Annotated in this window: 26 protein-coding genes; 9 read left to right on the plus strand and 17 right to left on the minus strand. The window is 59.4% G+C overall.

The features are described 5' to 3' along the window. Positions 1-71 precede the first annotated feature (71 nt). Positions 72-1499 carry an aminotransferase-like domain-containing protein gene (locus tag AC1DRN_RS16165; RefSeq protein ID WP_457266254.1) on the plus strand — a complete coding sequence of 476 codons (1428 nt, stop codon included), beginning with the start codon at positions 72-74 and terminating at the stop codon, positions 1497-1499. A 247-nt stretch (positions 1500-1746) separates the two neighbouring features. On the opposite strand, the gene AC1DRN_RS16170 is transcribed toward AC1DRN_RS16165, so the two are convergent. From AC1DRN_RS16170 to AC1DRN_RS16215, 10 genes are all read right to left on the minus strand, one after another. After that, entirely contained in the window at positions 1747-2547 is an 801-nt protein-coding gene (locus tag AC1DRN_RS16170; protein ID WP_223460127.1) for an N-acyl homoserine lactonase family protein, read from the minus strand. A gap of 14 nt (positions 2548-2561) precedes the next feature. Then, on the minus strand, positions 2562-3521 hold the full coding sequence (locus AC1DRN_RS16175; RefSeq protein WP_223460125.1) for a diiron oxygenase: 960 nt from the start codon (positions 3519-3521) through the stop codon (positions 2562-2564). Between the two features lie 67 nt (positions 3522-3588). Continuing rightward, positions 3589-4347, minus strand: a complete 759-nt coding sequence (locus AC1DRN_RS16180; RefSeq protein ID WP_223460123.1) for a TauD/TfdA family dioxygenase — start codon at positions 4345-4347, stop codon at positions 3589-3591. An 18-nt stretch (positions 4348-4365) separates the two neighbouring features. Further along, complete coding sequence (locus AC1DRN_RS16185) at positions 4366-5241, minus strand: branched-chain amino acid aminotransferase (protein WP_223460121.1); 876 nt, start codon at positions 5239-5241, stop codon at positions 4366-4368. Between the two features lie 31 nt (positions 5242-5272). Next, positions 5273-6613, minus strand: a complete 1341-nt coding sequence (locus AC1DRN_RS16190) for a KamA family radical SAM protein (RefSeq protein ID WP_223460118.1) — start codon at positions 6611-6613, stop codon at positions 5273-5275. Positions 6614-6645: 32 nt separating this feature from the next. Beyond that, positions 6646-7290: a glutathione transferase gene (gene yfcF / locus AC1DRN_RS16195; RefSeq protein WP_218429395.1), complete on the minus strand. Its 645-nt coding sequence runs from the start codon at positions 7288-7290 to the stop codon at positions 6646-6648. A gap of 210 nt (positions 7291-7500) precedes the next feature. Continuing rightward, a complete protein-coding gene (locus tag AC1DRN_RS16200) occupies positions 7501-7986 on the minus strand; it encodes a cupin domain-containing protein (RefSeq protein ID WP_223460115.1) in 486 nt (161 codons plus the stop codon). Positions 7987-8069: 83 nt separating this feature from the next. Beyond that, a complete protein-coding gene (locus tag AC1DRN_RS16205; protein ID WP_218429393.1) occupies positions 8070-8564 on the minus strand; it encodes a RidA family protein in 495 nt (164 codons plus the stop codon). A 61-nt stretch (positions 8565-8625) separates the two neighbouring features. Beyond that, on the minus strand, positions 8626-9906 hold the full coding sequence (locus tag AC1DRN_RS16210; RefSeq protein WP_223460113.1) for an ATP-grasp domain-containing protein: 1281 nt from the start codon (positions 9904-9906) through the stop codon (positions 8626-8628). A gap of 42 nt (positions 9907-9948) precedes the next feature. Continuing rightward, positions 9949-11049 (minus strand): hypothetical protein, encoded by a 1101-nt coding sequence (locus AC1DRN_RS16215; RefSeq protein ID WP_223460111.1) that lies wholly within the window; start codon positions 11047-11049, stop codon positions 9949-9951. A 151-nt stretch (positions 11050-11200) separates the two neighbouring features. On the opposite strand from AC1DRN_RS16215, the gene AC1DRN_RS16220 reads away from it, so the two are divergent. Together AC1DRN_RS16220 and AC1DRN_RS16225 are read left to right on the plus strand one after the other, a co-directional pair. After that, on the plus strand, positions 11201-12619 hold the full coding sequence (locus AC1DRN_RS16220; protein ID WP_223460109.1) for an aminotransferase-like domain-containing protein: 1419 nt from the start codon (positions 11201-11203) through the stop codon (positions 12617-12619). Positions 12620-13039: 420 nt separating this feature from the next. Beyond that, positions 13040-13318 (plus strand): DUF3077 domain-containing protein, encoded by a 279-nt coding sequence (locus AC1DRN_RS16225; RefSeq protein ID WP_223460107.1) that lies wholly within the window; start codon positions 13040-13042, stop codon positions 13316-13318. 348 nt (positions 13319-13666) lie between these two features. Here the strand turns inward: AC1DRN_RS16225 and cyoE are convergent, their stop codons facing one another. The 5 genes from cyoE to cyoA are packed head-to-tail and all read right to left on the minus strand — an operon-like array spanning position 13667 to position 18522. Further along, positions 13667-14554: a heme o synthase gene (cyoE, locus tag AC1DRN_RS16230; RefSeq protein WP_223459108.1), complete on the minus strand. Its 888-nt coding sequence runs from the start codon at positions 14552-14554 to the stop codon at positions 13667-13669. An 11-nt stretch (positions 14555-14565) separates the two neighbouring features. Further along, complete coding sequence (cyoD, locus tag AC1DRN_RS16235) at positions 14566-14913, minus strand: cytochrome o ubiquinol oxidase subunit IV (protein WP_110660133.1); 348 nt, start codon at positions 14911-14913, stop codon at positions 14566-14568. Continuing rightward, positions 14914-15540 carry a cytochrome o ubiquinol oxidase subunit III gene (locus AC1DRN_RS16240; RefSeq protein WP_223460105.1) on the minus strand — a complete coding sequence of 209 codons (627 nt, stop codon included), beginning with the start codon at positions 15538-15540 and terminating at the stop codon, positions 14914-14916. It lies immediately after the preceding gene. A 3-nt stretch (positions 15541-15543) separates the two neighbouring features. Beyond that, positions 15544-17574 carry a cytochrome o ubiquinol oxidase subunit I gene (cyoB, locus tag AC1DRN_RS16245; protein ID WP_223460103.1) on the minus strand — a complete coding sequence of 677 codons (2031 nt, stop codon included), beginning with the start codon at positions 17572-17574 and terminating at the stop codon, positions 15544-15546. Positions 17575-17577: 3 nt separating this feature from the next. Continuing rightward, positions 17578-18522: a ubiquinol oxidase subunit II gene (gene cyoA / locus AC1DRN_RS16250; protein WP_115948065.1), complete on the minus strand. Its 945-nt coding sequence runs from the start codon at positions 18520-18522 to the stop codon at positions 17578-17580. 27 nt (positions 18523-18549) lie between these two features. Between cyoA and AC1DRN_RS16255 the strand changes: the two genes are divergently transcribed. Then, positions 18550-18810, plus strand: coding sequence for a hypothetical protein (locus tag AC1DRN_RS16255; protein ID WP_223460101.1), 261 nt, complete (start codon positions 18550-18552; stop codon positions 18808-18810). Between the two features lie 551 nt (positions 18811-19361). Here the strand turns inward: AC1DRN_RS16255 and AC1DRN_RS16260 are convergent. Together AC1DRN_RS16260 and hmpA are read right to left on the minus strand one after the other, a co-directional pair. Then, positions 19362-19871, minus strand: a complete 510-nt coding sequence (locus tag AC1DRN_RS16260; protein WP_223460099.1) for a disulfide bond formation protein B — start codon at positions 19869-19871, stop codon at positions 19362-19364. Between the two features lie 292 nt (positions 19872-20163). After that, positions 20164-21345 (minus strand): NO-inducible flavohemoprotein, encoded by a 1182-nt coding sequence (gene hmpA / locus AC1DRN_RS16265; RefSeq protein ID WP_223460097.1) that lies wholly within the window; start codon positions 21343-21345, stop codon positions 20164-20166. Between the two features lie 156 nt (positions 21346-21501). Between hmpA and norR the strand changes: the two genes are divergently transcribed. The 5 genes from norR to AC1DRN_RS16290 all read left to right on the plus strand — a co-directional run bounded on the left by norR (position 21502) and on the right by AC1DRN_RS16290 (position 25986). Next, positions 21502-23052 (plus strand): nitric oxide reductase transcriptional regulator NorR, encoded by a 1551-nt coding sequence (gene norR / locus AC1DRN_RS16270; protein WP_223460095.1) that lies wholly within the window; start codon positions 21502-21504, stop codon positions 23050-23052. 213 nt (positions 23053-23265) lie between these two features. Further along, a complete protein-coding gene (locus tag AC1DRN_RS16275) occupies positions 23266-24168 on the plus strand; it encodes a chemotaxis protein CheV (RefSeq protein ID WP_223460093.1) in 903 nt (300 codons plus the stop codon). A gap of 27 nt (positions 24169-24195) precedes the next feature. Beyond that, positions 24196-24654, plus strand: a complete 459-nt coding sequence (locus tag AC1DRN_RS16280; protein ID WP_223460322.1) for a GNAT family N-acetyltransferase — start codon at positions 24196-24198, stop codon at positions 24652-24654. A 172-nt stretch (positions 24655-24826) separates the two neighbouring features. Next, positions 24827-25153, plus strand: a complete 327-nt coding sequence (locus AC1DRN_RS16285) for a hypothetical protein (RefSeq protein ID WP_223460091.1) — start codon at positions 24827-24829, stop codon at positions 25151-25153. Between the two features lie 83 nt (positions 25154-25236). Then, positions 25237-25986: a YkgJ family cysteine cluster protein gene (locus AC1DRN_RS16290; protein ID WP_223460089.1), complete on the plus strand. Its 750-nt coding sequence runs from the start codon at positions 25237-25239 to the stop codon at positions 25984-25986. Positions 25987-26090 lie beyond the last annotated feature (104 nt).

Below are 26090 nucleotides of genomic sequence, written 5' to 3' on the forward strand. Positions count from 1 at the left end.
CGGGTCCGCCAGCGGGGAGCGTCAACTCACTTTCCAGCCCAGACCTCGGTGGTGCAACTGCTGAGGTCATCATGAACACGCCCCCCTTGTATCGCCAATTGGCCAACCACTACCTGGACGCTATCCGCAGCGGCACCTTGAAAGCCGGCGAGCGCTTGCCCTCGATCCGGTTGATGATGGAAAAACACGCCGTCAGCCTGTCGACCGCCGTGCAGGTGTGCCGCGAGCTGGAAGACTACGGTGTGCTGGAAGCCCGGCCGCGCTCCGGCAACTACATTCGTCAGCCCGACACCGTGCCCAGGCTCGCCCCGATTGCCCTGGCGCCAACGCTGGATACCAGCATCTATGTCGGCATCCATGAACAGGTCTCAGCGGTGCTCAAGGCCAGTCAGCGCGCATCGATCAAGATCAATTTCGCCAGCGCCTATTGCGCGCCCGAGCTGTATCCGCTGAAAACCTTGCAAGACAACATGATCAGATCACTGCGCTTGGACCCCTGCCTGCTCGGCGTCGCGGGCGGCGCCTGCGGCAACAGCGCATTGCGCAACATCCTGGCCCGTCGGGCACTTGCCAGCAGGACCCACCTGGACCCCGAGCGGATCGTGATCACCAACGGCGCCACCGAAGCGATCAATCTGGCCTTACGCGCGGTCACCCGCCCCGGCGACACCGTGGCCGTGGAGTCGCCGACGTTCTACGGTCTGCTGCAAATTCTCGAAAGCCTGAACCTGCGGGTGCTGGAGGTCCCGGCCTCGGCCCACACCGGGCTCAATCTGGCGGCCCTGCAATTGCTGCTGCAAGGCCCCGAGCGGATCAAGGCATTGATCGTCATTCCCAACCTGCAAAACCCGTTGGGCAGCATCATGCCCGACGCCAACAAGGCACGGCTGGTGAAACTGTGTGCCGAGCACAACACCGTGCTGATCGAGGACGACACCTACGGCGACCTGGTGGACAGCGAGCAGCCGCTGTCCACGCTCAAACATTGGGACCGCACCGACAACGTGATCTATTGCGCTTCGCTGAACAAAACCCTGGCACCGGGCATGCGCCTGGGCTGGATCAGCGCCGGCAAATGGCATGACCGCGTGGAGATGCTCAAGCATGCGCAGTCGCGGGGGTGCGAGGTGTTATCGCAATTGGCGGTCAGCGAATTCATGCGCACACCGTCCTACGAACGTTACCTGCGGCGTTTGAGAAAAACCCTGACCCAACAACGTCAACAGATGAGTGAGGCGATTACTCGCTACTTCCCCCTCGGCACCCACGTGACCACTCCCCAGGGCGGCACGTTGTTATGGGTTGAACTGCCTCGCCGGCATTCGTCCATCACGCTTTTTCATGATGCGTTGAACGTCGGTATCCAGATTTCGCCTGGGGATATCTTTTCCAATGCCAGGCGTTTCGATCACTTTGTGCGAATTGGCTGTGGCGCGCCGTATTCGCCGCGGATTGATGAGGCACTGCAGACCCTGGGGCGCTTGCTACATCAGGGTTGAACGCGATCCTGTGGGAGCGAGCTTGCTCGCGATGGCGGTTTGTCAGACACATCAATGCTGGATGTGCTGCCCCCATCGCGAGCAAGCTCGCTCCCACAGGGGACTTTCGATGAGCACAAATTTCTGTGCAGCAGCAATCAACTGTGGGAGCGAGCTTGCTCGCGATAGCGGTGTATCAAGCACATCAATGCTAAATGTGCCGTCGTCATCGCGAGCAGGCTCGCTCCCACAGGATTAGAGGTGATCTTCAGAGCGGATTCTGGTGCAGGCAAATGATATGCGGGTCGTCATTCCAGTGCGGGAACCGCTCGGCGATCAGCGGGTCGTGGCCGGGGACGACGTGGTCTACGCCGTCGGCCAGGCGGTCGATCTCGGTGAAGGCTTCGAGGGTTTGCGCCAGGTCATCGAGAATCGGAAACGGGCTGCGCTCACGAATGTTGACCCACAGGTGCGCAGCATCCGAGGCCAGCACGATCCAGCCACGCTCGGTATTGACCCGCACCACCTGACTGCCCGGCGTATGTCCGCCCACCGGGTGCAGGGTCACGCCGGGAAGCACCTCGACAACGCCTGTGTGCAAACGCATCCGCCCTTCGAACAACGGCGGCAGCGCCGACATCACATCCTCGACCTCGTAGGTTTTGTTCACCGTGCGATGGACCATTTTCGGCCCGGTGCAGAAACGCAATTCCGCTTCCTGCAGATGCACGGTCGCCTTCGGGAACAGCCCGAGGTTACCGGCATGATCCCAGTGCAAATGGGTCAGGATCAGGTGCTCGACCTGCGCCGGATCGATGTCCAGTTGCCGCAGGGATTCTTCCGGCAGGCGATACATCTGGCGATTGCGCCGCTGCGCCGTGGCCGGTTGAAAACAGGTGTCGACCACGATCACCTGCTGCGCGTTGCGGATGACCCAGAAGTAGTAATCCAGTGGCATCGGCGCGTTCGGATCACCGCAGCAGGCGTCGTAAAGAAAATTCTCCCTGGCGGTGCGCTGGGCATTGGCGCCGACACGGATAGCGAACACTTCGTACTCGGGAACTGACATACACACCTCCGGATTCAGGCCGCTGCGCTAGTTTTGAGGGTCGGACGGAAGTCGAAATCGATCTGCTCGCTGATACCCAGGTCTTGAGCCAACTTATGCAGGCCACTGTAGTCACGCATGATGGTCGCGTTCTTGTTGCTCTCGCGGGTGTCGGCAATGATCAGCGCCGCCTCCTCGACCCCAAGCTGCGTCAGAATCGCCTCCCACATGGAGTAGTCCTGAGCGATAAAAGCACTCAGCGCCACCGACAGGTTGCGTGCGAAAAATTCCTGCTGGGCCGGCTGCATGTTCGCGTACATGACCTTCGCCACTTCGGCCAGCACCTTGCTGTGCGCATATTCGTCGCGATTGTGCAGTTCGGCCACACGGCGGTTTTGCGGCTGGATGGTCTGATCGTCCGCCAGCAAATCCAGATAGGCGTTGACGCTGATCTCAGCCACCACCGCAAAGGTGATCGCCGCCAGATCCTGCTGCCATTGCTCGGGCAGAGCTTCACGCTGGGCTTTAAGGCGCAGGTAAGTGACGGAGGGTGGCAAGTCCAGGTCCTGATCCAGCGCCCGATCCAGCCTGGTCCGCTCGATGGCCCGCAAGTGCATCAGCGTGTGGTAGTGCTCGTCGATCAGGGTCTGTTGCATGGCTTCGCGAAAATGCCAGTCGTCCTTGCCCAGGTACTGATCGGCGATGACGCTGAGTGCCGGGTTGACCACATGTTCTTCAGCAGTGACGGTGCGCAGGTTGTAGCCGATCCAGCCCCAAGTCACCACGCTGCTTTTGAGCTCTTCGCTCAGGGACTGGAATTTCGGGTGATGGAAAAACGGCACCATGCACTCCGGGTAATCCGGGCGCGCCGGGTCGAACACTTCTTCGACCTGGCCCCTGTCCGGCGAACACACTGTGGCGCGCTTGGTCCAGGCCTGGTTGAGCCGCACGATCAGTTGATGATCGACCTGGGCGATCTCGATTGCTGTTTGCATGACGCGATACCTGTAAGGCGCGTACCCGCCAAGGGGTACGCCAAAAAATTGAAGGTCGACGGAAAAATCAGGCCAGCCAATAGCGGGTCAGGTGGCGCGCCGGGTCAGTGTAACGACTGCGCGCATGAATCATTCGCCAGTTATCCCAAATCAGCAGGCAACCGTCGGGAATCAGCACCGGAACGTTGTGCTCGACGAAGTACGCTTCGCCGAGCACGGCAAACCTGGCCAGTGGAGAGGTGTTGTTGGTGACCAGCGACTGCTGCAAGGCTTGCTTGGACGGATTCACGTCGCCGTAGTGAAACTGGTTGTAGCTGAAGCGAAAAATATCCCCGTCCTCTGTAGGCGTGAGGATGTATTCCTTGACCCGCCGTTGTTCCGGTTCGCCCGGTTTGGCGGTGGCGACAAACTCTACCGGCGTGTCCTTCAGCCACTCACGCAGTTGCGGTTCGCTGTGTTCGAGGGACTTGAGAAATTCGTAGCCGTCCACCAATCCGGTGTGCCCGCCACCGCACGTAGCCTGTTTATGGCAATGCAACGCCAGGTAGCGAGGTGGCGGTCCGTACACCGGCGCTTCAGTGTGCGGGCCGATGCCGTTCATGCTCTGGGAATACGGCAAGTCTTCGTAACCCGGCTTGCGGGTAATGGCAAAGGCCATCTGGCCGTTGAACTGCGGAATGATCGGGCCGAACTCCAGCAAGGTGCCTACGACATCATCGGCAAATTCGTCCGGAGTCAGCACCGTCCAGCCCAACGTCGACAGCTCTTCGTGACGATGGCCGAGCGAAATGCAATTTTGAGACGCAACAATCCCTTGGTCTGACATGGTGAGATTCCTGGCGGGTTATCCGGCGTTGACGGTGGAGGTGTACGCAGCGATGAAGTCGCGGCAGGCGCCACCCGGTCGATAGTGCTGCTCATTGATGCTCTGCACCGGGGTGATTTCGGCGGCGGTGCCGGTGAGAAAACACTCGTCGAAGTCGCCAAGCTCCGTAGGCAAAATCGTGCGCTCGACGACCTGGTAGTCCAGCGCTTTGGCCAGTTCGATCACGGTCTGCCGGGTAATGCCATTGAGAAAGCAGTCCGGGGTCGGCGTGTGCAAAGTCCGGCCTTTGACGAAAAACACATTGGCGCTGGTGGCTTCGGCAATGTGGCCGCGCCAGTCGAGCATCAGCGCATCGTGGTAACCCGTGTTCTCGGCATCGTGCTTGCTCAGCGTGGCGATCTGATAATGCCCGGAGGCCTTGGCTTCGAACGGGCTACTGCTCGGTGGCGGGCGACGCCAGGCCGCGGTTTTCAAGCGGATGCCGGCCATGCGCGCCGCCGGGTCGAAATAGCTCGGCCACTGCCAGCACGCGATGGCCACGTGCACACGGTTAAAACGCGCCGAGGTGGAAATCATCTCGCTGCCGCGCCAGGCCACCGGGCGCAGATAACCGTCGACCACCTTGTTGCGTTGCAGCAGTTCCTGGCTGGCCGCCTCCAGTTCAGCCAGCGCATAGGGGATGGCAAAATCCATCATTTGCGCCGAGCGGTACAAGCGCTCGCTGTGCTCGCGCAGCTTGAAGATCCTGCCGTTGTAGACCCGCTCGCCTTCATACACGGTGCTCGCGTAATGCAGGCCATGGGTCAGCACATGCAACTGCGCCCGGGACCACTCGACGAACTCGCCGTCGAGCCAGATAACACCCTCGCGTTGATCAAACGGGATACTGCTCATATCCATATCTCCCCATTGTTCATGATTTTTCCTACGCCGTTTCCAGCAACACGGGTATCAATTCCGGCACGGCGGTGAGCTCGGTCTGAAAGAAGAACGCTCGCTCGCCGAAGGCCGGTTGCAGGTCGTCGAACCAGGTCACTTGCGGATCGAAGCGCGCGTAGAACGTGCGCAACACCCATTGCGGATTGCGTGCCTGGAGGAACTGCAAGACGAAGACTCTTTCCCCGGCGACGGTCTCGATGCCGTTGATTAACACCTTGCCGTAGAAGGTGCTCATGGACGGCCCGCGCACCGTGCGCGCAAGCCCCGACACCGTGCGGTACGCGGCCTGGAAGATCTCGAAGGCCCGGGCCAGCGGCATCGCGAAGTAGTGACTGGGGCCGGTGTCACGCTCGACGAACATGTAATAAGGCACCGCCCCGAGCCGTACACCTTCGGTCCACAGCGCGGCCCAATCAGCGGGGTTTTCGTTGATGTGGCGGATCAGCGGCGCCTGCATGCGCACCGTCGCGCCCGTCGAGCGAATGCGCTCGACGGCTTGGCGGGCGATGGTCTGGCGGATCTCCACCGGGTGGTTGTAGTGACCCATGATCGACAGGTTTTTCCCCGCCGCGACGATGCGTCGGAACAGCTCCAGCAGTTCGGGCGCATCCTGGTCGCTGACAAAACGCTGCGGCCAGTACGCCACGGATTTGGTGCCGATGCGGATGTTCTTCAGGTGTGGCAACTCCAGCAGCGGCTCGATGTAACCGGCCAGCGAGCGGGTGTTCATGATCATCGGGTCGCCGCCGGTAATCAGCACGTCGGTCACTTCGGTGTGCACCTTCAGGTAATTGACCAGCTCCCGGGATTCACGGGCGTTGAACTTGAGTTCTTCTTCGCCAATGAACTGCGCCCAGCGAAAACAGAAAGTGCAGTACGCGTGACAAGTCTGCCCGGCACCAGGGAAAAACAGCACGGTCTCGCGGTACTTGTGCTGGATGCCCGGCAGGACTTTGCCATTGAGGGTGACACCGTTGTGGGTCAACTGCCCGGCCGGATGCGGGTTCATGCGCCGCCAGATCGCCTCGATCCGACGCTTGATCGCCGCGCTGTCATCCAGCTCGATCAGTTGCTTGAGCGAGGCATACTCCTCCGGCAGCAACATGTCCTTGTGGGGAAAGGTCATGCGGAAAACCGGATCGTCCGGAATGTTGTTCCAGTCGATCAGCTTGCCCAGCACGTATTCGTTGGTGCGAAACGGCATGACCCGGGCCACCACGGTCATGGCCTCCTGCAATGCCGGCGTCAGCTTGTGCCAGTAGGGTGAGTCGCGGATGGTGCGCGAGTTATAGGGTTTGTAGCGTTCGTGCTCCGACAGTCCTTGCATGGCCGCGCTCCTGGTGATTGCCCTGAGTGTTGTTAGGCGATGGCCGGCGCTTTGCGCTCTATGTCCATCCACGCCCGGACGCTGTCGCGATCCCACTGGCGACGCACATACGCCGCGAGCCGTGCCGGCACCGGATCGCCGTTGGCAACCAGTCGGTTGAGCATGATTGCAAGGTCAGTGTCGGCAATGCTCCAGTCACCGAACAGATGCTCGGCGCCCTCTTCCAGCAAACGGTCGGCCACATGGAACAGACGGTCGGTAGCAGCCCGGGCTTCGTCGGACAGCGGCGTGTCCTTCTTGCCGAAATACACCAGATCAAACGGACGCTCTTTGCGCACCACCAGCAGATCGCTGCGCAGCCAGGCCTGCAGTTGACGGGCACGGGCACGCTGCTTGATGTCTTGCGGGTAAATTCTTTTTGAAGCAGGAGCGAGTTCTTCCAGATACTCGGCAATGGCTGAGGATTCCGACAGCGCAAAACCTTCGTGAACTAACACAGGAATTTTGCACGTCAGCGATAGATCGCGGTAACTTTCCAGATAGTTTTCACGCGACTTCAAGTCCAGCGTTACCAGATCAAAGGAAAGTTGCTTTTCCTTTAAAGCCACAAAAGCCGACATGGCAAAGGCACTGACATAGTCCGCCCCCAGATACAGCTTTAACTTCGCACTTCCCATAGAACACTCCATTTGCACTAAACACATTAATCCGTTGCATGTGAAGCGATCGTAGTAAGTTGCTTAAGCGCTGAACAGATACAGAAATTATCTATTTCTATCGATACAGAAATCAGAGTGTCAAATCGCCAGAGGGCATTTTTCAGGTGCGCAAAAACCAAAAAAGGGAGTCAGCGTATGCGGACTCCCTGGTGTGCAGCAGAAAGGAAATTACAGCGGGCGGGGGATCAGCCCAACGTTGTCGGCGTGGTTGGAGAGCAATGCCATCTGCGGCATGTTGCTGAGGTTGAGCATTGCCAGCGGCTCGGTGGCGCTGGTGTTGACGAAGCCGTGACGGGTCCAGGCCGGTACCAGCAATACATCCCCGGGGCCGACGATTACCTCGTCTGCATCGCCCAGTGACAAGACGCCGCTGCCGCACTGGATGACGAACAGATGCCACCAGGCATGGGCATGACCATCGAGTGTTGAACCCGGCACCAGCCATTGCATGGACACCGCCATGCCGGGCGTCAGTTGGCAACCTTCGAGAGTATTATCGTGGGCCAGCGCAATAATATCGACGTCGCTGGCCTCAAGAATCTGGCGCATATCGCTAAGTTCGGCGCCTTTCCATACGCGAGGTTTGATCGGCTGCCGATCCAGACTCTGGCGAAAATCCTTATATGAAAAAAACGCACCCTGAACGTTAGTCATCTTCTGCTTCCAACTTATTCTGCCGAATTGAGTTACCCGACCTTAGGCGAACCCTTCAACAGTGTAAAGCCGAACAACTTCATTTATAACACCGACGGTCGCAACGCCACGATCATATCAACTTCAATCGCCGCATTTTTCGGCAACTGATAAACACCGACTGTAGTGCGTGTATGTTTCCCGGCATCTCCCAGTACGTGACTGAAAACATCCGATGCGCCATTGGCGACTTCACTGAGGTCGACAAAATCTTCCGTGGATCTCACATACACCGTGACCCGAATCAACGACTTGATCTTGTCCAGCGAACCAATGGCATCAACGATCAGCGCCAATCCGCGCATCGCACTGATACTGGCGGCCGCTTGCGCATCCGCCATGTCTAGGTCCAGTCCGACCCGCCCCGGATAGTGGATTTTGCCGTTCATGCGCGGCACCAGACCGCTGATATACAGTTCATCGTGATGACGAATCAGCGGCGCGTAATGTCCGCCAGCGGTGTTCTCGCCGTAGATGTCATAGTTGAATTCCCGTGCCAGAGCGATGAAACGCTCATCACAGGTCATGTGTGCATTCATTTACGTAACCCTCTTGATCAATACTGCAAAAAACATCGATCGCTGCTGCTTGATCCACGACTCAGCCCACAGCCCTCGCCGGTGCTGCCAGGCTGGAGATCCCGACCCTTGATTCAATGGCCTCGGCCAGACGCGTCAGGTCCAGGCTGAGGCGTTCGTACTGCTCGTTGAACAACACGATGTGGCCGATGAACGAGAAGTTGTCTTTCACCAGTGCGCTGACCGAATCGCCAATGCGCTTGGTCAGCACCGCTTCCACCAATTCGATGTTCAGCGACCGGGCCAGGGCCTGGATGTCCGGTATGTCCCGCAGGATGCCGCCGGTGTTCGCTCGCAACAGGCGTATGCCGCAGTAACCGCGTGGAACTGGATCATGGTTGGCGATGTAGCCTTCCACGGCCCAGCGGACCCAGCGCTCCCACGGGTCGAAGTCGATGAACGCCTTACGGGCCAGGTCCCAGATGTGCATGCCACCGGGGCGCATGTTGGTTTCCACGGCCGAAGTGCGGTGATTGGCCCTGTGGAAAACTTCGTTGTGCCAGGCTCCGTTGTCCTGCGACACCAGCCCCGCCATGTGTCGACCGGCGGCCATCAGCCGCGCTTGTGCGTCCGCCGCCAAGGGCGCGGGCACCACTTGCTGGATCTCGGCGCGGTAGGCGCCATCGGTGGTGGTTTTTTCGGTGATCCAGGTACTTCCCGCAACATGGTCCCAGCTGTATTCACGGGCGTTCTGGATCAGTTCTTCAAGCACGATGCCGCCCTCGCGATAGGGTTTGAGGGCCTGCCATGCCTCGTCGCATTCGGATGGGTGCCGAATGACCCGGCAGCCGCGGCTGGCACCTTCGCAGGCAGGCTTGATGAACGCCTTGCCACCCAGTTCGATCACGCGCTGACGCAGTTCCGGCAGGCTCTCGATCCGGGTGGAAACGATCGGCCGGTAATCCTCGGGTGCCGCAGTGGCAGTCGCTTCGAGTTGGCGGAAAACCTGTTTGTCCAACCCCGCTCGCGCCTCGGCCGGGGTAATGCCGGGCAGGCCGAAATGGCTGGCCAGCGCCGCACCGAGCAGCACGCCGCGATCCGAAAACGGCAGCACGCCGATCAGTTTCCAGCAATCGGCATTCAGGCAACCGACCACCAGTTCGAGAGAGGCCGGTACGTCTTTCTCGGCCAGCGATGTACTGCAAACGTGATCAGCGACCTGATCGTCCTGGGGCTGAACCTGCTCGACCAGCAGGATCAGCCTGGCGTTGTACAGCGACTTGCACAGATCGCGCAGCTTCTGGATATCGTGAACCCGACTGCCGTTGTACCCCACCACTACTACGCACGAAGTCGTATCCATAAAACCCCCGACTTGCAAAGTGAAAACCGAAACGGCGATGACTCAGTCATGCAGCGACACGATTGATTTACGGTTGAGCCAGTACCAGACCAGAATCCCGCCAGCACCTATGGCTGCCAGCACCAGCGCGTTGTAGGGAGGCGGCATGACCCGCATGATCAACACGGTCAATCCGGCGCCGACGCCCAAAGACACTTCCTTGACGAACATGTTGTTCTGCTTGACCGAGAAGTAATCGAGGTGACTGAACGCGCACTCGGCAATGGACAGCAGCGCCACCCAGACCAGTGCGCCGACCAGGGTTTCGACGTGGAACGCAGCCGGTGAAGACAGCACCGCAAAACCGCCGACGATGATCCCGATGACCGTCAACACCTTGAAGCGCCCGGTGCTCTCGATCAGTTTCATCACCGGCACTTGCGCGAATACCACCACGGCGCTGTTGAGGATCAGCATCAGGCCGTACCAGGCCGGCAACTCGCCGGTCTTGAGCAGGATCGCTTGCGGCAGGATCGAGAACACCCCAAACAGCTTGATGCCCATGATGACGCCGGCGATCACCCACGGCAGTTTGTTGCGCCAGCCGCTGCCTTCCTGGCTGGCCGGGCGTGCCACCGCGGCTTCGGTGGTGAAAGTCGCCCCCATGGCGATGGGCAGGCACAGCAGGACAAAACCGGCGGCGCCGAGAAAAAACATGGTTGGGGTCAATAGCGGCGATAGCAGGATCAAGCCAGCCAACAGGCTGCCCATGTTCATGGCCACGCGGTTATAGGCCGCGCCTTCCTTGGTCTGCGCCGCTTCGCTCTTGATCAGGTAACCGGCAATCGCGATGCCGTAGGCAAACAGCGCCGCGGCAAACATGACGACGCCCTGGTTGCGGGTGACCGCCAGCAGCACCAGGCCCATGGCGGCACACAGCAGCGTGACACTCAAGGAGCGGCGACCGAGTACCAGCAACGTCAGCGGCAGCAGTAACAACAAGGCCCGATACCCCAGGGCCAGAATGCTGTTGGTGGCGGTATCGAGCCAGACGTTGGCCTTGCCCAACACCGCGAACAGCGCCACGGCCGTGATGATTCGAATGGTGAACAACCGCAGGTTGATCACCGGTTTCGCCACGACGGCGGTCGTTTCTAAACTCATGCAGCACCTCATGAACCTTGGCGACTGAACGACCGGCAACAGGTCGACAATCCGAAAACACTCCAAAGCGATAGTAGAAAGAGATGCTTGTCTTGGTCAGAGCAAGTTCGTATAGAATCAAACGAACTTTACTGCCGGAGAGACCAGTAAAATGCAGGCTCAGCGAGCAGTGATCGCCGCTATCGAGTTCCAGCCGGGTGTGCCGCTGGTCCAGCAGATCGTCGATCAATTAACGGTGGCGATCAGTCAGGGCGGCCTGCCCCACGGCTCCAGGCTGCCGCCGATTCGCGAACTCTCCGACTTGATGCACGTGGGCAAGTCCACGGTGGTCGACGCCCTGGACCGCTTGCGGGCCAAGGGCCTGGTGGTTTCACGCCAGGGTTCCGGGCACTACGTGCACCGCTCCAGCACCACCCTGCCGGCCAACGCCGGGCCGGACCTGCTCCCGCAAGACACCCTCAGCGTGGTCCGCCGCGCGGTGCTGCTGGACAATGGTGCGCTGCGACCGGGGGCTGGTTTTTTGCCGTCCTCGTGGCTGCCTGCCGAAGAATTGCTCAAAGCCGTGCGCGGCACTCTTCGCGCGACAACCTTACGCATGGGTGAATACGGCAACGCCAGCGGTTACCTGCCATTGCGCCAGGCCTTGCGGGTCAAGATGTCGACCTTGGGCATCGAGGCGCCGGTGGAACAGATCATCACCACCGCCAACACCGTACAAGCCATCGACATGCTGATGCGGCTGCTGGTCAAACCCGGCGACACAGTGCTGCTCGACGATCCGTGTTACTTCACGATGCACACCAATCTGGCCTGGCATGGCGCCAAGGTCATCACCATCCGCCGCGACTGCGACGGCATGGACCTGGACGCGTTCGAGCAATTGCTGATCGCCCATCGTCCCGTGCTCTACATGACCAACAATGCCCTGCACAACCCGACCGGGCACTCGTTCACCTCGGCGCAGGTTTACCGCTTGGTGGAGCTGAGCCATCGCTACAATTTCCACATTCTCGAAGACGATTTGTACTGCGACATGCAGCAACGCCGGACGCCGCGCCTGGCCGCAAGCGGGCTGGACAATGTCTCTTACATCTCCGGGTTCTCCAAGACCCTGACCGCCAACAGCCGCGTCAGCTTCGCGGTGCTGTCACCGCTGCTGGCGGCGCGGATGGTGACGCTGAAAATGGCCTGCGGCGGCATGACCTCGGAAATGGCCGAGCAGATTATCTGCACCATGCTCAGCGACGGCAGCTACGCCAAACACATGCGCCGCACGGTGGACCGGCTCTACGAGTCGAACAGCCGGGTGGCCGCGTGGCTGAGCGAGGCCGGGTGTTCGGTGTCGTCGTTACCGGGGGAAGGGTTGTACATCTGGACGCGATTGCCAGAGGGGTTCAAAGCCGAGTGCCTGGCCAGAAAGGGTCTGGAAATAGACCTGGTACTGGCACCGGGAACCTTGCTCAGCAAGGCGGCGGATGCCAATCAGTTTCTCAGGTTCAACGTGGCGCACAGTGATCATGTGCAGGTGCGGGAAAGGTTTTTCCGATTGCTGGACAAGTCCCAAAAATAATCGACCACCGCCTATCCCTGTAGGAGCGAGCCTGCTCGCGATGAGGCCGTCACATCCAGCATCAATGTCGCCAGACACACCGCCATCGCGAGCAGGCTCRCTCCTACAGGGGTTTGCGGTGTCCAAACACATACCGACCAGCACAAGGCCACGATTGTGCATTCCGATAGCCACACGCTAACTTCGACCCGTCGCTGCCAATTCAGCGACCGGGCCTGAGAACCCGGGTAATATATCGGTGCCTCAATGTCGAAACACGATTACAGACTTTTTGATCTGAGTTCGTGCAATGGCGGCTGTGCGTGGGAGACMTTCGGGTCTGCCGGTTTCTATATTTCCCGGTTCTCAGCCTGCGCATAGCTGCCACCCATTCGCCTGAGAACGAATGCAGCAGCTCCACTGAAATATAGGAGTTGTTCAATGACCAATCCCCAAGACCTGAAAACCATCGGCCTCACCCCTTTCTCCTACCTCGCTAACGAACCACTGTTTCGCATCAACGCCGGTGTCCCGGTCATCAACGCCCTCTCCCACGCCTCCGACCTGCTCCACCTCGCCAAACTGCTCGCCTCAGACGCCGCCATGGTTCGCGAGTCCGACCGACACGCCTGGGCCTCGCATTTTTTGCAGGACATGAGCAAAGCAATCATCGACGACGTGGTGAAGGTGCTCAATGCACCGTGTAACAACCGCACGTAAATGAAAAAGCCCCGCGATTCTTTTGAATGCGGGGCTTTCAGTTCACAGACAGGCGCACTAATCCCAATATTGGGTCTGACCGCGCACTTTTTCTTAAGCGGGCCAAGAAAATCTTAATATTTCGGGATTTTCTCAATTTTTTCTTAAGCGGACAGATATCGAATCCGCCTGTTAGTCCGCGTCGCCGCCATCGCGAGCAGGCTCRCTCCTACAGGGATCGGTGTGCACTCAATCCAATGTAGGAGYGAGCCTGCTCGCGATGGCGGCAACTCGGTCCAGCAGAAAGCACCCAACAAAAAGCCCCGTTCTTCTCTCGAAGGCGGGGCTTTTCTTTACAGCATCCGACGCTTAAGGCGCGTACGTCAGCAGCAACTCGCTCGGCACTTTGAAGTCCAGGGACATCATCACGCTCAACGCGGTAATGGTGAAGATCGAGAACACGAACAGCTTGCGTGCCCAGACCGTGTCATCCACTGCCTTGTAGCCGGTCCAGGCCATGTACAGCCAGTACATGCCCATGGCCGCGGCGACCGCGAGGTAGCTCATGCCGGCGTAGCCGCTGAAGGTCAGCATCAAGGTCGCCACGAGGAAGGCCAGGATGTAGATCAGGATGTGCTTCTTGGCCACCTGGATGCCGCGCTTCACTGGCAGCACCGGAATCGATGCGGCCAGGTAATCGTTGAAGCGGAAGATCGCGATGGCGTAGGAATGCGGCATCTGCCACAGGCTGAACATCACCAGCAGGGTCAATGCGGCCATGTCGAAGGTGTTGCTCACCGCGACGTAACCAATCACCGGCGGCATGGCGCCCGACAGACTGCCCACCAGCGTGCCGTGAACCGACTTGCGCTTGAGGTACAGGCTGTAGAAGCCGACATAGATCACGAAGCCGATGACTGCGAACAGCGCGGCCAACGGGTTGGCCACCTTGTACAACAGGGCAACGCCGGCGACACCCAGGACGGTCGCATAGATCAGGGCCAGTTTCAGGGAGATCAAGCCCTGGACCAGCACCCGGTTCTTGGTGCGCTCCATCTTCAGGTCGATGTCGCGGTCGATGCAGTTGTTGAACACGCAACCGGAGGCAACCACCAGGGACGTGCCGATCATGGCGGCCAGGAAGATGGCCAGATCGACATGCCCTTTGGAGGCCAGGAAAAATCCGCCTGCCACAGAAAGCACGTTACCGAAAATGATCCCCGGTTTGGTGATTTGGATAAAGTGCTTGAGGGACATGCGGACTTACCTCACTTCGCCATCATGAACGTGTGGATGCTGAACATGATCCACAACGACAGGCCAACCAGCAGGACGATCACGATCGCGGCGAAGACAAACGCAATCACGTTGTTTCGTTGCGCGGCCGAACGGTCCAGGTGCAGGAAGTACACCAGGTGCACCAGCACCTGGATGACGGCCATCGCTACGACGATCATCAGGGTGATCGACTTCGGCAGCGTCGGGTACATCACCAGACCGAACGGAATCAGGGTCAGGATCACCGACAGGATGAAACCGATGCCGTAGGACTTGACGCTGCCGTGACCGGCGTCGTGGCTGTCATGGCCATTTTGGGAATGAGCTGCGTTAGCCATTTACATAGTCCCCATCAGATAAACAACGGTGAATACGCAGATCCACACGACGTCCAGGAAGTGCCAGAACAGGCTCAGGCAGCTCAGACGGGTCTTGTTGGTCGCCGTCAGGCCGTTTTTCTGCACCTGATACATCATGATCGCCATCCAGATCAGACCGCTGGTCACGTGCAGACCGTGGGTGCCGACCAGGGTGAAGAACCCGGACAGGAAGCCGCTGCGGCTAGGGCCGTAGCCTTCGGAGATCAGCATGTGGAACTCGTTGATCTCCATGCCGATGAAGCCGGCACCGAACAGGAAGGTCATGGCCAGCCAGCCCAGGACCTGCTTCTTGTTGCCGCGGAAGAACGCCAGCATGGCGAAGCCGTAGGTGATCGAACTGAACAGCAGCAGAGCGGTTTCGCCCAGTACGTATGGCAGTTCGAAGATGTCGTGGCCCGACGGGCCACCCGCTACGTTGTTAACCAGTACCGCGTACGCCGCGAAGATCGACGCAAACAGAATGCAGTCGGTCATCAGGTAGAGCCAGAAACCGTATACGGTCATCTCGCCCGAGTCGTGGTGATGGTCATCATGCCCATGTCCATCGACATGGGTGTGTCCAGCATTGGTCACTAAGTTCGACATGGTTTAAGCCTGTTCCAACGAGGTTTCAACACGGGTGGCGGTGGCCGGGATTTTCCCTGCCGCTACCAGACGCTTGTGCTGCTCGGCTTCGATGCGCTCGATCACGTCGACCGGCACCATATAGCCTTGATCATCACGGGCCGCGTGGATCACGAAGTAGATCACGGTGCCGGCCAGGCCAGCGATCGCCAGCCACCAGATGTGCCAGATCATCGCGAAACCGAACACGGTCAACAGTGCGCCCATGACCACACCGGTGGCGGTGTTGTTTGGCATGTGGATCGGCTCGTACTTGGCCGGGGCCTTGTACGCGGTGCCGTTTTCCTTGGCTTCGGTGAACGGGTCGACAACGTCGGCTTTCGGCAGCACAGCGAAGTTGTAGAACGGAGGTGGCGACGAGGTCGACCATTCCAGGGTGTGTGCATTCCACGGGTCACCGTGTTCGCACATGTTTTCCGGCTTGTTGCGGTCACGCACGCTGACGTACAGCTGGATCAGCTGGCAAGCGATACCCACGGCGATCATCACCGCACCGAACATGGCGACGTACAGGTACGGCACCCACTCAGGGTTGGTAGTGGCGTTCAGACGACGGGTCATGCCCATGAAGCCCAGTACGTAGAGCGGCATGAACGCGACGAAGAAGCCGGTGATCCAGAACCAGAATGCAGCCTTGCCCCAGCCTTCGTGCAGCTTGAAGCCGAACGCTTTAGGGAAGTAGAAGCCGAAGCCTGCGATGTAGCCGAATACCGCGCCGCCGATGATCACGTTATGGAAGTGCGCGATCACGAACAGGCTGTTGTGCAGAACGAAGTCAGCACCCGGGATGGCCAGCAGTACACCGGTCATGCCGCCGATGGCGAAGGTCACCATGAAGCCCAGGGTCCACATCACCTGGCTGGTGAAGCGCAGACGGCCCTGGTAGATGGTGAACAGCCAGTTGAACAGCTTCACACCCGTCGGGACGGAAATCAGCATCGTCGCCAGACCGAAGAAGGCGTTGACGCTGGCACCCGAACCCATGGTGAAGAAGTGGTGCAGCCAAACCATGAAGCCCAGGATCGAGATCGCGCCCGATGCGTAGACCATCGAGTGGTGGCCGAACAGTTTCTTGCCGGTAAAGGTCGAGATGACTTCGGAGAAGATACCGAACGCTGGCAGGATCAGGATGTACACCTCAGGGTGACCCCATGCCCAGAACAGGTTCACGTACATCATTGGATTGCCACCAAGTTCATTGGTGAAAATGTGGAAATCCATGTAACGGTCAAGCGTCAGCAGTGCCAGGGTAGCGGTCAGGATCGGGAACGAAGCCACGATCAGGACGTTGGCCCAGGTGCAGGTCCAGGTGAAGATCGGCATGTCCATCAGCTTCATGCCAGGGGTACGCATTTTCAGCACGGTGGCCAGGAAGTTGACCCCCGTCAGCGTTGTCCCCAGGCCCGATAGCTGTAGCGCCCAGATGTAGTAATCCATCCCCACGCCAGGGCTGTATTGCAGGCCCGACAGCGGCGGATAGGCAACCCAGCCGGTCTTGGCGAATTCGCCGACGCCCAGGGACAGGTTGATCAGCACTACGCCGGAAACCAGCAGCCAGAAGCTCAGGGAGTTCAGGAACGGGTAGGCAACGTCACGCGCGCCGATCTGCAGCGGCACTGCAAGGTTCATCAGGCCGGTGAAGAATGGCATTGCCATGAAGATGATCATGATCACACCGTGAGCGGTGAAGATCTGGTCATAGTGTTCAGGTGGCAGGTAGCCAGGCGAACCCTCGGTGGCCATGGCCAACTGGGTACGCATCATGATGGCGTCGGCAAAGCCGCGCAGCAGCATGACCATGGCGACGACGATGTACATCACGCCGATTTTCTTGTGGTCGACCGACGTCAGCCACTCGGTCCACAGATAGGTCCACTTCTTGAAGTAGGTGATTGCAGCGAACAACGCCAGACCGCCGAGCGCGATCATGGAGATGGTCACCATGACAATCGGCTCGTGGAACGGGATCGCTTCCCAACTTAATTTACCAAACATCGTTTACTCCTCTGCCCCGGCAGCTGAATGCGAACTCATGTCCATCCCTTCCATTTGGGCCACTTCTTTCTCTGCTTTCTCGTGCTTGACCTTAGGGCCCGGTTTCATGCCTTCGTACTTGTCGACGATGGCCTGGAACATGCCTGGGGTAACCGAGGAGTAGAGCTCGACTGGGTTGTTCTGGCTTGGCTTGGAAAGGGCTGCGTATTCAGCTTGTTCAAGCTGTTTAGGTGCCTTTTTGACTTCACTTACCCAGGCGTCGAAATCTTCCTGGGAAGTTGCGATCGCTTTGAATTTCATACCGGTGAAACCAGCGCCGCTGTAGTTGGCGGAGATACCGTCCATTTCAGCGTTCTCGTTGGCGATCAGGTGCAGCTTGGTCTGCATGCCCGCCATCGCGTAGATCTGGCCACCCAGAGCAGGGATGAAGAACGAGTTCATCACGGCGTCGGAAGTGATCTTGAAGTTGACCGGGGTGTGCGCCGGGAACACGATCTTGTTGACCGTGGCGATGCCTTGTTCCGGGTAGATGAACAACCACTTCCAGTCCAGCGCGACCACTTCGATGGTCACAGGCTTAACGTCGGACTCCAGCGGCTTGTACGGATCCAGGGCGTGGGTCGACTTGTAGGTGACGTAACCCAGGGCAATGATGATCAGCACTGGAACAGCCCACACCGCGATCTCGATCTTGGTGGAGTGGTTCCATTTCGGGGTGTAGGTGGCATTGGTGTTGGACGCGCGGTATTTCCAGGCGAACAGGAAGGTCATGACGATGACCGGCACCACGACCAACAGCATCAGCAGCGTTGCGGTGATGATCAGGTTTCGCTCGTCCAGACCAACCTGGCCCTTGGGATTGAGCAAGGTCATGTTGCAGCCTGACAGCAACAACGTGCCGATCAGCGGCAATAAGCCTAGTAGTCTGGGGTACCTGTTTTTACTCATCTCACGACCTCTAAAGCAGCTTGCGCAATGCAGTTGGGTTTTGATCGCCAACACTTCACCCTGCCAAGGGTTGGCATTTTTCTTGGATTGAATAAGGGCATGCCCGTCGCGCGTCAGACGCTTTACGACAAATCCCGGGCCTGCGGTGAGTTCTTATTCGAATTCGTGGTCAAAGGCCTTGTTACAGACCAATTCCATTTGGTGCGGGTAGTTGGAGACTCCGACACCTGGGCATCGCATGAAGCCACCAGACCTCTCGACACCCTGTTTCTGCTCACGTCTGGTTAAGATTTGAGCAGTGCCGGGGATTCAGTGCGGGCGATTGTAGATATGTAACGCCCTATAAACCATGTCTCATCCCGAAATAATTTTTATCCGAACCGGCAACAATCATTAACCGTTCTCGCAAAAGTGGCGCATCTTATCGAAATTAATTCTCAACAAAAACACCATAATAAGTAGGTCTTCCACCCACAGTTCAGACAGTATCGGCCCCCTCTTCACTGCCCTTTACCTTGCCCGAGGCCCGATATGACGGGGGCTCCGGCCGTTCGTCAGCCCCTGTTAAAACTGCCTGCTCGCGTTCGGAATGGAAAAAACCGCAAGCCTGTAAAACAGCCCGATTTCGTTACGTTTCCATGCACCAATCCGGCTTCCTCGAACGCCCTGCGACACTGACTCTGTGACAACATGTCGCACATGTGTCGCACCCTTGATTGCCACCCGTCACAGTCTTTTTACCCGACCTCTGAAATGTGCTCTGCACGACAAAAAAAGCCCCGGCCCTCTCTGCGAGGACCGGGGCTTTTTTGTCCGACAATGCGTGGCGGCAGATGACCTCAGCGCAGCGCTTTGCGGTTACGCGATGTTAGCAAAGGCACCAGCACCACGATCAGCACGAAGGCGACCAGTGCCCACTGTGCCAGCGACAGACCGAGGATCGGCGGGTATGGCGTGGAGCAGAAACCATCGACCTGGAAACCCAACGGAAAGATCTTCGCCAGCGGCAAATCATCGACAATCGGTTGCAGCACATCGATGCCGCAACTGACCGCCGGATAGAACTGCGTGAAGACGTGATGCCCGGCGACGCCTGCGCCGGCCAGCGCACAGATCACCACCAGGGTTTCGAACACCGTGATACTGCGACGGCTGCGCATGGCGGCGCCGATGAAGGCGAAGATCGCGATCAGCAGCAACGCGTAACGTTGCAGGATGCACAGCGGGCAAGGGGCCTCGCCCAGAACAATTTGCATGTACAGCGCACCGCCGATCAGCGCCAGGCAAATGATGCCCAACAACACCAGATAGCGCCGTTCACGCCCCAACCGCATGGATTCATCGCTCATCGCGTTTCCCTTGAAAATTTCGAGTGCCCGCCAGTCTACACGCTGGCCCGGACCTTTGAGAGTCTGGTGCATGTGAGGGGGATTCGGGGGAATAGACGATAAGGCGGTTAAGGAGGGATTAACTTTCTGGTGTTTTTTTCAAATCAATACCGAGGTGAAGCAATCGCKGGCAAGCCAGCTCCCACAGGGATTTGTATCGATCCAGATTGATGTGGACGACACAAAACCTGTGGGAGCGTGGCTTGCCCGCGATGAAGGCGACGCGGTGAGGCTGGCTCACCGCCGCAACCCCTTACTCCAGCGCCGCTGCCGGCCCGAAGAACTCATAACGGCTTTGCTTCTCCGGCACGCCAAGGGCTTTGAGGTGGCGCTTGATGGACGCCATGAAACCTTTCGGTCCCAGGAAGTAAGCATCCAGGTCACGCTGCTCCGGCAGCCATGCATGCAACTGCTGCTGACTCAACAAGCCAACCTTGTGCGCCGCCGGACTCACGCCATCATCCTCGGCGTAGCAGTAGAAGCGCTTGAGCTGCGGGTGACGCTCGGCCAAACCATCGATCCAGTCGCGGAACGCGTGAACGCTGCCATTGCGCGCGCAGTGGATGAAATGCACCGGCCGCCGAGTCTCCAGCGCCGCTTCGAGCATCGCCAGGGTCGGGGTGATGCCGACGCCGCCGCTGATCAGCACCAGCGGCTTGTCGCTGGCGGTCAGGGTGAACTCGCCCGATGGCGGGAACAACTGGATGCTGGCCCCGACATGCATCTGGTCATGCAGGTAATTCGAGGCGCGGCCACCGGCTTCACGCTTGACGCTGATGCGGTATTGGCCTTTGTTCGCCAGCGCCGACAGCGAGTAGTTACGGCGGATCTCTTCACCGTCGAGGATCAGTTTCATGCCGATGTACTGGCCGGGTTCCGCCACCAGAATCGGGCCTTTGTCCGCCGGTTCGAAGTAGAACGAGGTGATCTCGGCGCTCTCCTCGACCTTACCGGCCACGATGAATTCCCGCGCCCCGCGCCAGCCGCCGGGGGCCTGTTCCTTCTGGTCGTAGATGCTGGTTTCGGCACCGATCAGGATATCCGCCAGTTGGCCGTAAGCCGCGCCCCAGGCCGCGATCACTTCAGGGGTGGCGATCTCTTCGCCCAGCACTTCGGCGATGGCCCGCAGCAGGCAGGTACCGACAATCGGATAGTGTTCCGGCAGGATCTGCAGGGCCACATGCTTGTTGATGATCTTGGCCACCAGGTCGCCCAACTGGTCGAGTTGGTCGATATGGCGCGCATACATCAATACGCCGTTGGCCAGGGCACGCGGCTGATCACCGCTGGTCTGGTGAGCCTGGTTGAACAGCGGGCGGACTTCCGGGTATTCGGAGAGCATCATGCGGTAGAAGTGGGTGATCAGCGCTTCACCACCGCTTTCGAGCAGTGGCACGGTGGATTTGACGATGGCACGATCTTGAACGCTCAGCATAAGGTGACTCCTGGTCTTCTTGGGTTGCTAACGAACTACCCTATGACTATCAGCTTCCATGCCAACTATTTAGTCCTTATAAATCAATAAGTTAATAACTTAATAGTCATTTAGACACTGCCTGATTTATAGTCATACCGACTACACGGAGTCACTATGACTGCAAAACCCCTGCTCACCGCCCTGTTGCCCCTGGTCTCCGACCTGTCCCGCGAACTGCCTGAAGGCGAGCGTTATCGCCGCCTGCTGGAAGCCATGCGCGCCCTGCTGCCATGCGACGCCGCGGCTCTGCTGCGTCTGGACGGTGAATGGCTGGTGCCGCTGGCCGTCGACGGCTTGAGTACCGATACCCTCGGTCGGCGCTTCAAGGTCAGCGAGCACCCGCGTTTCCAAGCGCTGCTCAGCGGCCCAGGCCCGACCCGTTTCGCTGCCGACAGCGACTTGCCCGATCCGTATGACGGTCTGGTCGATGGCCTGGATGATCATCTGGAAGTCCACGACTGCATGGGTTGCCCGTTATTCATCGACGAGCGCCCATGGGGCCTGCTGACCCTCGATGCCCTCGATCCGGAGCGCTTCGAACCGATCGAGCTGGATGCCCTGCAAGCCTTCGCCAGCCTCGCGGCCGCCACGGTCAACGCCGCCGAGCGCATCGAGCGGTTGAACAACCGGGTCGAAGACGAGCATCAGCGCGCCGAGGTCTACCGCCAGGCCAGCGGCCAGCAGACTCGCGAGATGATCGGCCAGAGCAAGGCCCACAAGCGTCTGGTCGAAGAAATCAGTCTGGTGGGCGGCAGCGACCTGACCGTGTTGATCACTGGCGAAACCGGGGTCGGCAAGGAGTTGGTGGCCCAGGCCATCCATGCCGCCTCGCCCCGCGCCGATAAACCGATCATCAGCCTCAACTGCGCCGCGTTGCCCGATACCTTGGTGGAAAGCGAGTTGTTCGGTCATGTTCGCGGCGCCTTCACCGGAGCGATGAACGACCGCCGCGGCAAGTTCGAACTGGCCAATGGCGGCACGCTGTTTCTCGATGAAGTCGGTGAGTTGTCGCTGACCGTGCAGGCCAAGTTGCTGCGAGTATTGCAGAGCGGTCAATTGCAGCGACTGGGCTCGGACAAGGAACATCAGGTCGACGTGCGCCTGATCGCGGCGACCAACCGCGACCTCGCCGAAGAAGTGCGCAGCGGCCGTTACCGCGCCGACTTCTACCATCGCCTCAGTGTTTATCCGCTGCTGGTGCCGGCCCTGCGCGATCGCGGGCGCGATGTGCTGCTGCTTAGCGGTTACTTCCTGGAGCAGAACCGCTCGCGCATGGGCCTCAACAGCCTGCGCCTGAACAGCGATGCCCAGGCTGCGTTGCTGGCCTACGACTGGCCCGGCAACGTGCGCGAGCTTGAACACCTGATCGGCCGCAGCGCCTTGAAAGCCCTGGGCAACTGCAAGGAGCGGCCGAAGATTCTCAGCCTGAGCGCAGCCGACCTGGACTTGCCCAATGCCAGCGTTGAAGCCGCCGCCGAGCAACCTGCCGCCAGCGTCATGCAACTGGTGACCGGCGATTTGCGCGAGGCCACCGAGCGTTATCAGCGTCAATTGATCGGTGCCTGCCTGGAGCGGCACAACCACAACTGGGCAAGCGCGGCCCGTGAGCTGGGCCTGGATCGGGCGAACCTGGGGCGGATGGCCAAGCGGTTGGGGATGAAGTGATGGCCCCATCGCGAGCAAGCTCGCTCCCACAGGTGGCCGAGGTGAACACAAATGTTGTGTCCCCTGAAATCCACTGTGGGAGCGAGCTTGCTCGCGATGGCGTTCTACCACTCACTGAATTACTAAAGCCTGCCCCAAACAAGTCGATAACCCGGCATCGAAGTCATTGGCAATCCCGGGATTGCCCGTCACCTTTTTCCAGAGAAGGTTCCTATGTCCTCCACCAAAGCCCGCGCAGACTCACTTTCGCTTCTGCTGTTTACCTTGCGCAGCGGCAAGCTGATGGCGATCAACCTGCTCAAGGTCAGTGAAATCATTCCCTGTCCGCCGCTGACCCGGCTGCCGGAGTCGCACCCCCACGTCAAAGGCATCGCCACCCTTCGCGGTGCCTCGCTGTCGGTGATCGACCTCAGCCGTGCCATTGGCGAGCGCCCGCTGGAGGACCCGAACGGCGGCTGCCTGATCGTCACCGACGTCAGCCGCTCCAAGCAGGGCCTGCATGTGCAGGCCGTGAGCAAGATCGTCCATTGCCTGACCACCGACATTCGTCCGCCGCCCTTCGGCTCCGGTGGTTTGCGTGCCTACATCACCGGCGTGACGTCGGTCGATGGCACCCTGGTTCAGGTGTTGGACATCGAAAAAGTCATCCACGGCATCGCCCCGGCACAAATCGAAATGGCACCGACCGAACTGAGCATGGAAGACGCCGAACTGCTCGGCAACGCGCGCATCCTGGTGGTCGATGACAGCCAGGTCGCCTTGCAGCAATCGGTGCACACCCTGCGTAACCTCGGCCTGCAATGCCATACGGCCCGCAGCGCCAAGGAAGCCATCGACTGCCTGCTGGACCTGCAAGGCACCGCGCAACAGATCAACCTGATCGTCTCGGACATCGAAATGTCGGAGATGGACGGCTACGCCTTCACCCGCACCCTGCGGGAAACTCCGGATTTCGCGCATCTTTATGTACTGCTGCACACCTCGCTGGACAGTGCGATGAATGCAGAGAAAGCACGAGTGGCGGGAGCAAATGCGGTGCTGACCAAGTTTTCATCGCCGGAACTGACCCAGTGTCTGATCACCGCGGCCAAGGCTGTCGCCGAACAAGGTTATTGAGTGTTGACCGAAGATTACTGCTGGCTGATGCGACGCGACCTCTCTGTCGTCATACCGCCTCCCGATTGGCCGGTCGGCCTGCAACTGAGTGAATACCGCCCCGAACTGGGCGCCGCCGTGCACCGCCTGATGGAGCTCGGTTATCTCGACGGCGGTGGGCGCGTAGCCGCACTGGACATGTGGCAACGGCAGTTCGAAACCGATCCGGAATATGACCCGGCCCTGTGCCTCATTGCCCAGGATGCCGAAGGTGTGGTGGGTGTGTGTCAATGCTGGACCAGTGCCTACATCAAGAACCTGGTGGTGCATCCGCGGTTTCAAGGCCGGGGATTGGGGCGTGCGCTGCTATTGCAGGCGTTCAAGGTGTTCCAGCAGCGGCGTGAAAGTTTCGTGGACCTGAAGGTACGTGAAGACAACCTTCGGGCGCGGCGCTTGTATGAAAGCGTCGGGATGCGCGCAGTCCGCCGGGAGCCGGTTCCGCTCTGATACGACGCCATCGCGAGCAAGCTCGCTCCCACAGGTTACCCGTCGTACACAAAATCCGTGGCCACACTCGACCACTGTGGGAGCGAGCTTGCTCGCGATGGGGCCTGCACATCCACTTCAAAACCTTGAGGCATACTCACCCTTCGGCCACAGCACCAAGGATGCCTGAACCATGAAAGTAGCAACCCTGACTATTCTCTGCCTCACCGCCCTCGCCACCCAAGCCCACGCCTCCAGCCCCGACGCCTGGGCAACCTACGACAAAGCCGTACTCGCCAGTTGCACCAAGGCCAGCGCCCTGAAGGACAGCAAACCGGTCGGCACCGCCGCGCAGTTCGATGACCGGGTCGGCTACACCGCGCTGCTGCTCCAGGGCCAGTACCCGCAAAAACACATGAAAGGCGCGCAAGGCACTGAATTGTGTCTCTACAACAAAAAGAGCAAAACCGCGTACGTCGCCGAATGGGACTCCATCCGCCCGGCCGGCAAGGCCAACTGAGTGGCGCATAATTTGCTTCGATAGCGGCTTTTGTGGCGGCATTCTGTCGCCGTTTCATGCCCTGTGATGCGAATCAACGCTCAATGAATACGACGTTTTCCTGTGTAGGCTGCGGCAAATGCTGCAACGACCACCATGTACCCCTGACCTTGAGCGAAGCCCGGATGTGGGCCGCCGACGGTGGTCAGCTGATCGTGCTGGTGGAAGCGTTTCTGGGCAACGGCCTGGGTCTGCCGATGCAACAACGGGAACACGCCAAACGCCGTTCGGCGGCGGTGCGCAGCGGCGAATCCGACGCGTACGTGGCCATCACCTTCGCCGCCTACAATGTCGGCCCCTGCCGGAATCTTGACGAAGACAACCGCTGCCGCATCTACGAACGCCGGCCGTTGGTGTGCCGCATCTATCCGATGGAAATCAATCCGCACATACCTCTGAACACCGCCGTGAAGGAATGTCCGCCTGAGTCGTGGGAAACAGGGCCGGAGCTGATTGTCGGCGGTAATCTGGTCGACCAGGAGCTGGTGCAACTGATCCAGCGCTCACGCGAGGCGGATCGCGACGATATTCAGACCAAGGATGCAGTTTGCGCGCTGCTGGGTATTCGCACGACGGCCCTGAAGGGTGACGGGTTTACCGCTTATCTGCCCGATATGGCGGAGTTTGCTGCAATCGTCGACGACCTGGCCGGGCAAACGTTGCCGGAGTGGGGCAGCGAATGGCTGTTTCATGTGTCGGACGATGATATTGCGGAGCAAGTGCTGGCCGCCGGTGCGCAAGTGGTGGCGGATGCGCCGGCGAATTATGCGTTTATTTCGTTGCGGGCGGCTTGATCAGGAAGTTGCATCGCCCTGAATGGCCTCATCGCAAAGTCCGGATTTAGCGCTTACCCATCGACCGACGAGTCCCCGGCGGTGCCATGCCTGGGGTCTTGGTG

Source organism: Pseudomonas sp. P5_B3 (genome assembly GCF_056400405.1).

Bases quoted from the DNA above. Each gene is read 5' to 3' on its own strand.
- AC1DRN_RS16275 (WP_223460093.1), top strand. From the start codon at position 23,266: ATGTCCTCCACCAAAGCCCGCGCAGACTCACTTTCGCTTCTGCTGTTT.
- AC1DRN_RS16260 (WP_223460099.1), bottom strand. From the start codon at position 19,871: ATGAGCGATGAATCCATGCGGTTGGGGCGTGAACGGCGCTATCTGGTG.
- AC1DRN_RS16290 (WP_223460089.1), top strand. From the start codon at position 25,237: ATGAATACGACGTTTTCCTGTGTAGGCTGCGGCAAATGCTGCAACGAC.
- cyoB (WP_223460103.1), bottom strand. From the start codon at position 17,574: ATGTTTGGTAAATTAAGTTGGGAAGCGATCCCGTTCCACGAGCCGATT.
- AC1DRN_RS16165 (WP_457266254.1), top strand. From the start codon at position 72: ATGAACACGCCCCCCTTGTATCGCCAATTGGCCAACCACTACCTGGAC.
- yfcF (WP_218429395.1), bottom strand. From the start codon at position 7,290: ATGGGAAGTGCGAAGTTAAAGCTGTATCTGGGGGCGGACTATGTCAGT.
- cyoA (WP_115948065.1), bottom strand. From the start codon at position 18,522: ATGAGTAAAAACAGGTACCCCAGACTACTAGGCTTATTGCCGCTGATC.
- AC1DRN_RS16200 (WP_223460115.1), bottom strand. From the start codon at position 7,986: ATGACTAACGTTCAGGGTGCGTTTTTTTCATATAAGGATTTTCGCCAG.
- AC1DRN_RS16220 (WP_223460109.1), top strand. From the start codon at position 11,201: ATGCAGGCTCAGCGAGCAGTGATCGCCGCTATCGAGTTCCAGCCGGGT.
- AC1DRN_RS16240 (WP_223460105.1), bottom strand. From the start codon at position 15,540: ATGTCGAACTTAGTGACCAATGCTGGACACACCCATGTCGATGGACAT.
- norR (WP_223460095.1), top strand. From the start codon at position 21,502: ATGACTGCAAAACCCCTGCTCACCGCCCTGTTGCCCCTGGTCTCCGAC.
- AC1DRN_RS16255 (WP_223460101.1), top strand. From the start codon at position 18,550: ATGCAGTTGGGTTTTGATCGCCAACACTTCACCCTGCCAAGGGTTGGC.
- AC1DRN_RS16225 (WP_223460107.1), top strand. From the start codon at position 13,040: ATGACCAATCCCCAAGACCTGAAAACCATCGGCCTCACCCCTTTCTCC.
- AC1DRN_RS16285 (WP_223460091.1), top strand. From the start codon at position 24,827: ATGAAAGTAGCAACCCTGACTATTCTCTGCCTCACCGCCCTCGCCACC.
- AC1DRN_RS16210 (WP_223460113.1), bottom strand. From the start codon at position 9,906: ATGGATACGACTTCGTGCGTAGTAGTGGTGGGGTACAACGGCAGTCGG.
- AC1DRN_RS16170 (WP_223460127.1), bottom strand. From the start codon at position 2,547: ATGTCAGTTCCCGAGTACGAAGTGTTCGCTATCCGTGTCGGCGCCAAT.
- AC1DRN_RS16280 (WP_223460322.1), top strand. From the start codon at position 24,196: ATGCGACGCGACCTCTCTGTCGTCATACCGCCTCCCGATTGGCCGGTC.
- AC1DRN_RS16205 (WP_218429393.1), bottom strand. From the start codon at position 8,564: ATGAATGCACACATGACCTGTGATGAGCGTTTCATCGCTCTGGCACGG.
- cyoE (WP_223459108.1), bottom strand. From the start codon at position 14,554: ATGTCCCTCAAGCACTTTATCCAAATCACCAAACCGGGGATCATTTTC.
- AC1DRN_RS16175 (WP_223460125.1), bottom strand. From the start codon at position 3,521: ATGCAAACAGCAATCGAGATCGCCCAGGTCGATCATCAACTGATCGTG.
- AC1DRN_RS16180 (WP_223460123.1), bottom strand. From the start codon at position 4,347: ATGTCAGACCAAGGGATTGTTGCGTCTCAAAATTGCATTTCGCTCGGC.
- cyoD (WP_110660133.1), bottom strand. From the start codon at position 14,913: ATGGCTAACGCAGCTCATTCCCAAAATGGCCATGACAGCCACGACGCC.
- AC1DRN_RS16215 (WP_223460111.1), bottom strand. From the start codon at position 11,049: ATGAGTTTAGAAACGACCGCCGTCGTGGCGAAACCGGTGATCAACCTG.
- hmpA (WP_223460097.1), bottom strand. From the start codon at position 21,345: ATGCTGAGCGTTCAAGATCGTGCCATCGTCAAATCCACCGTGCCACTG.
- AC1DRN_RS16190 (WP_223460118.1), bottom strand. From the start codon at position 6,613: ATGCAAGGACTGTCGGAGCACGAACGCTACAAACCCTATAACTCGCGC.
- AC1DRN_RS16185 (WP_223460121.1), bottom strand. From the start codon at position 5,241: ATGAGCAGTATCCCGTTTGATCAACGCGAGGGTGTTATCTGGCTCGAC.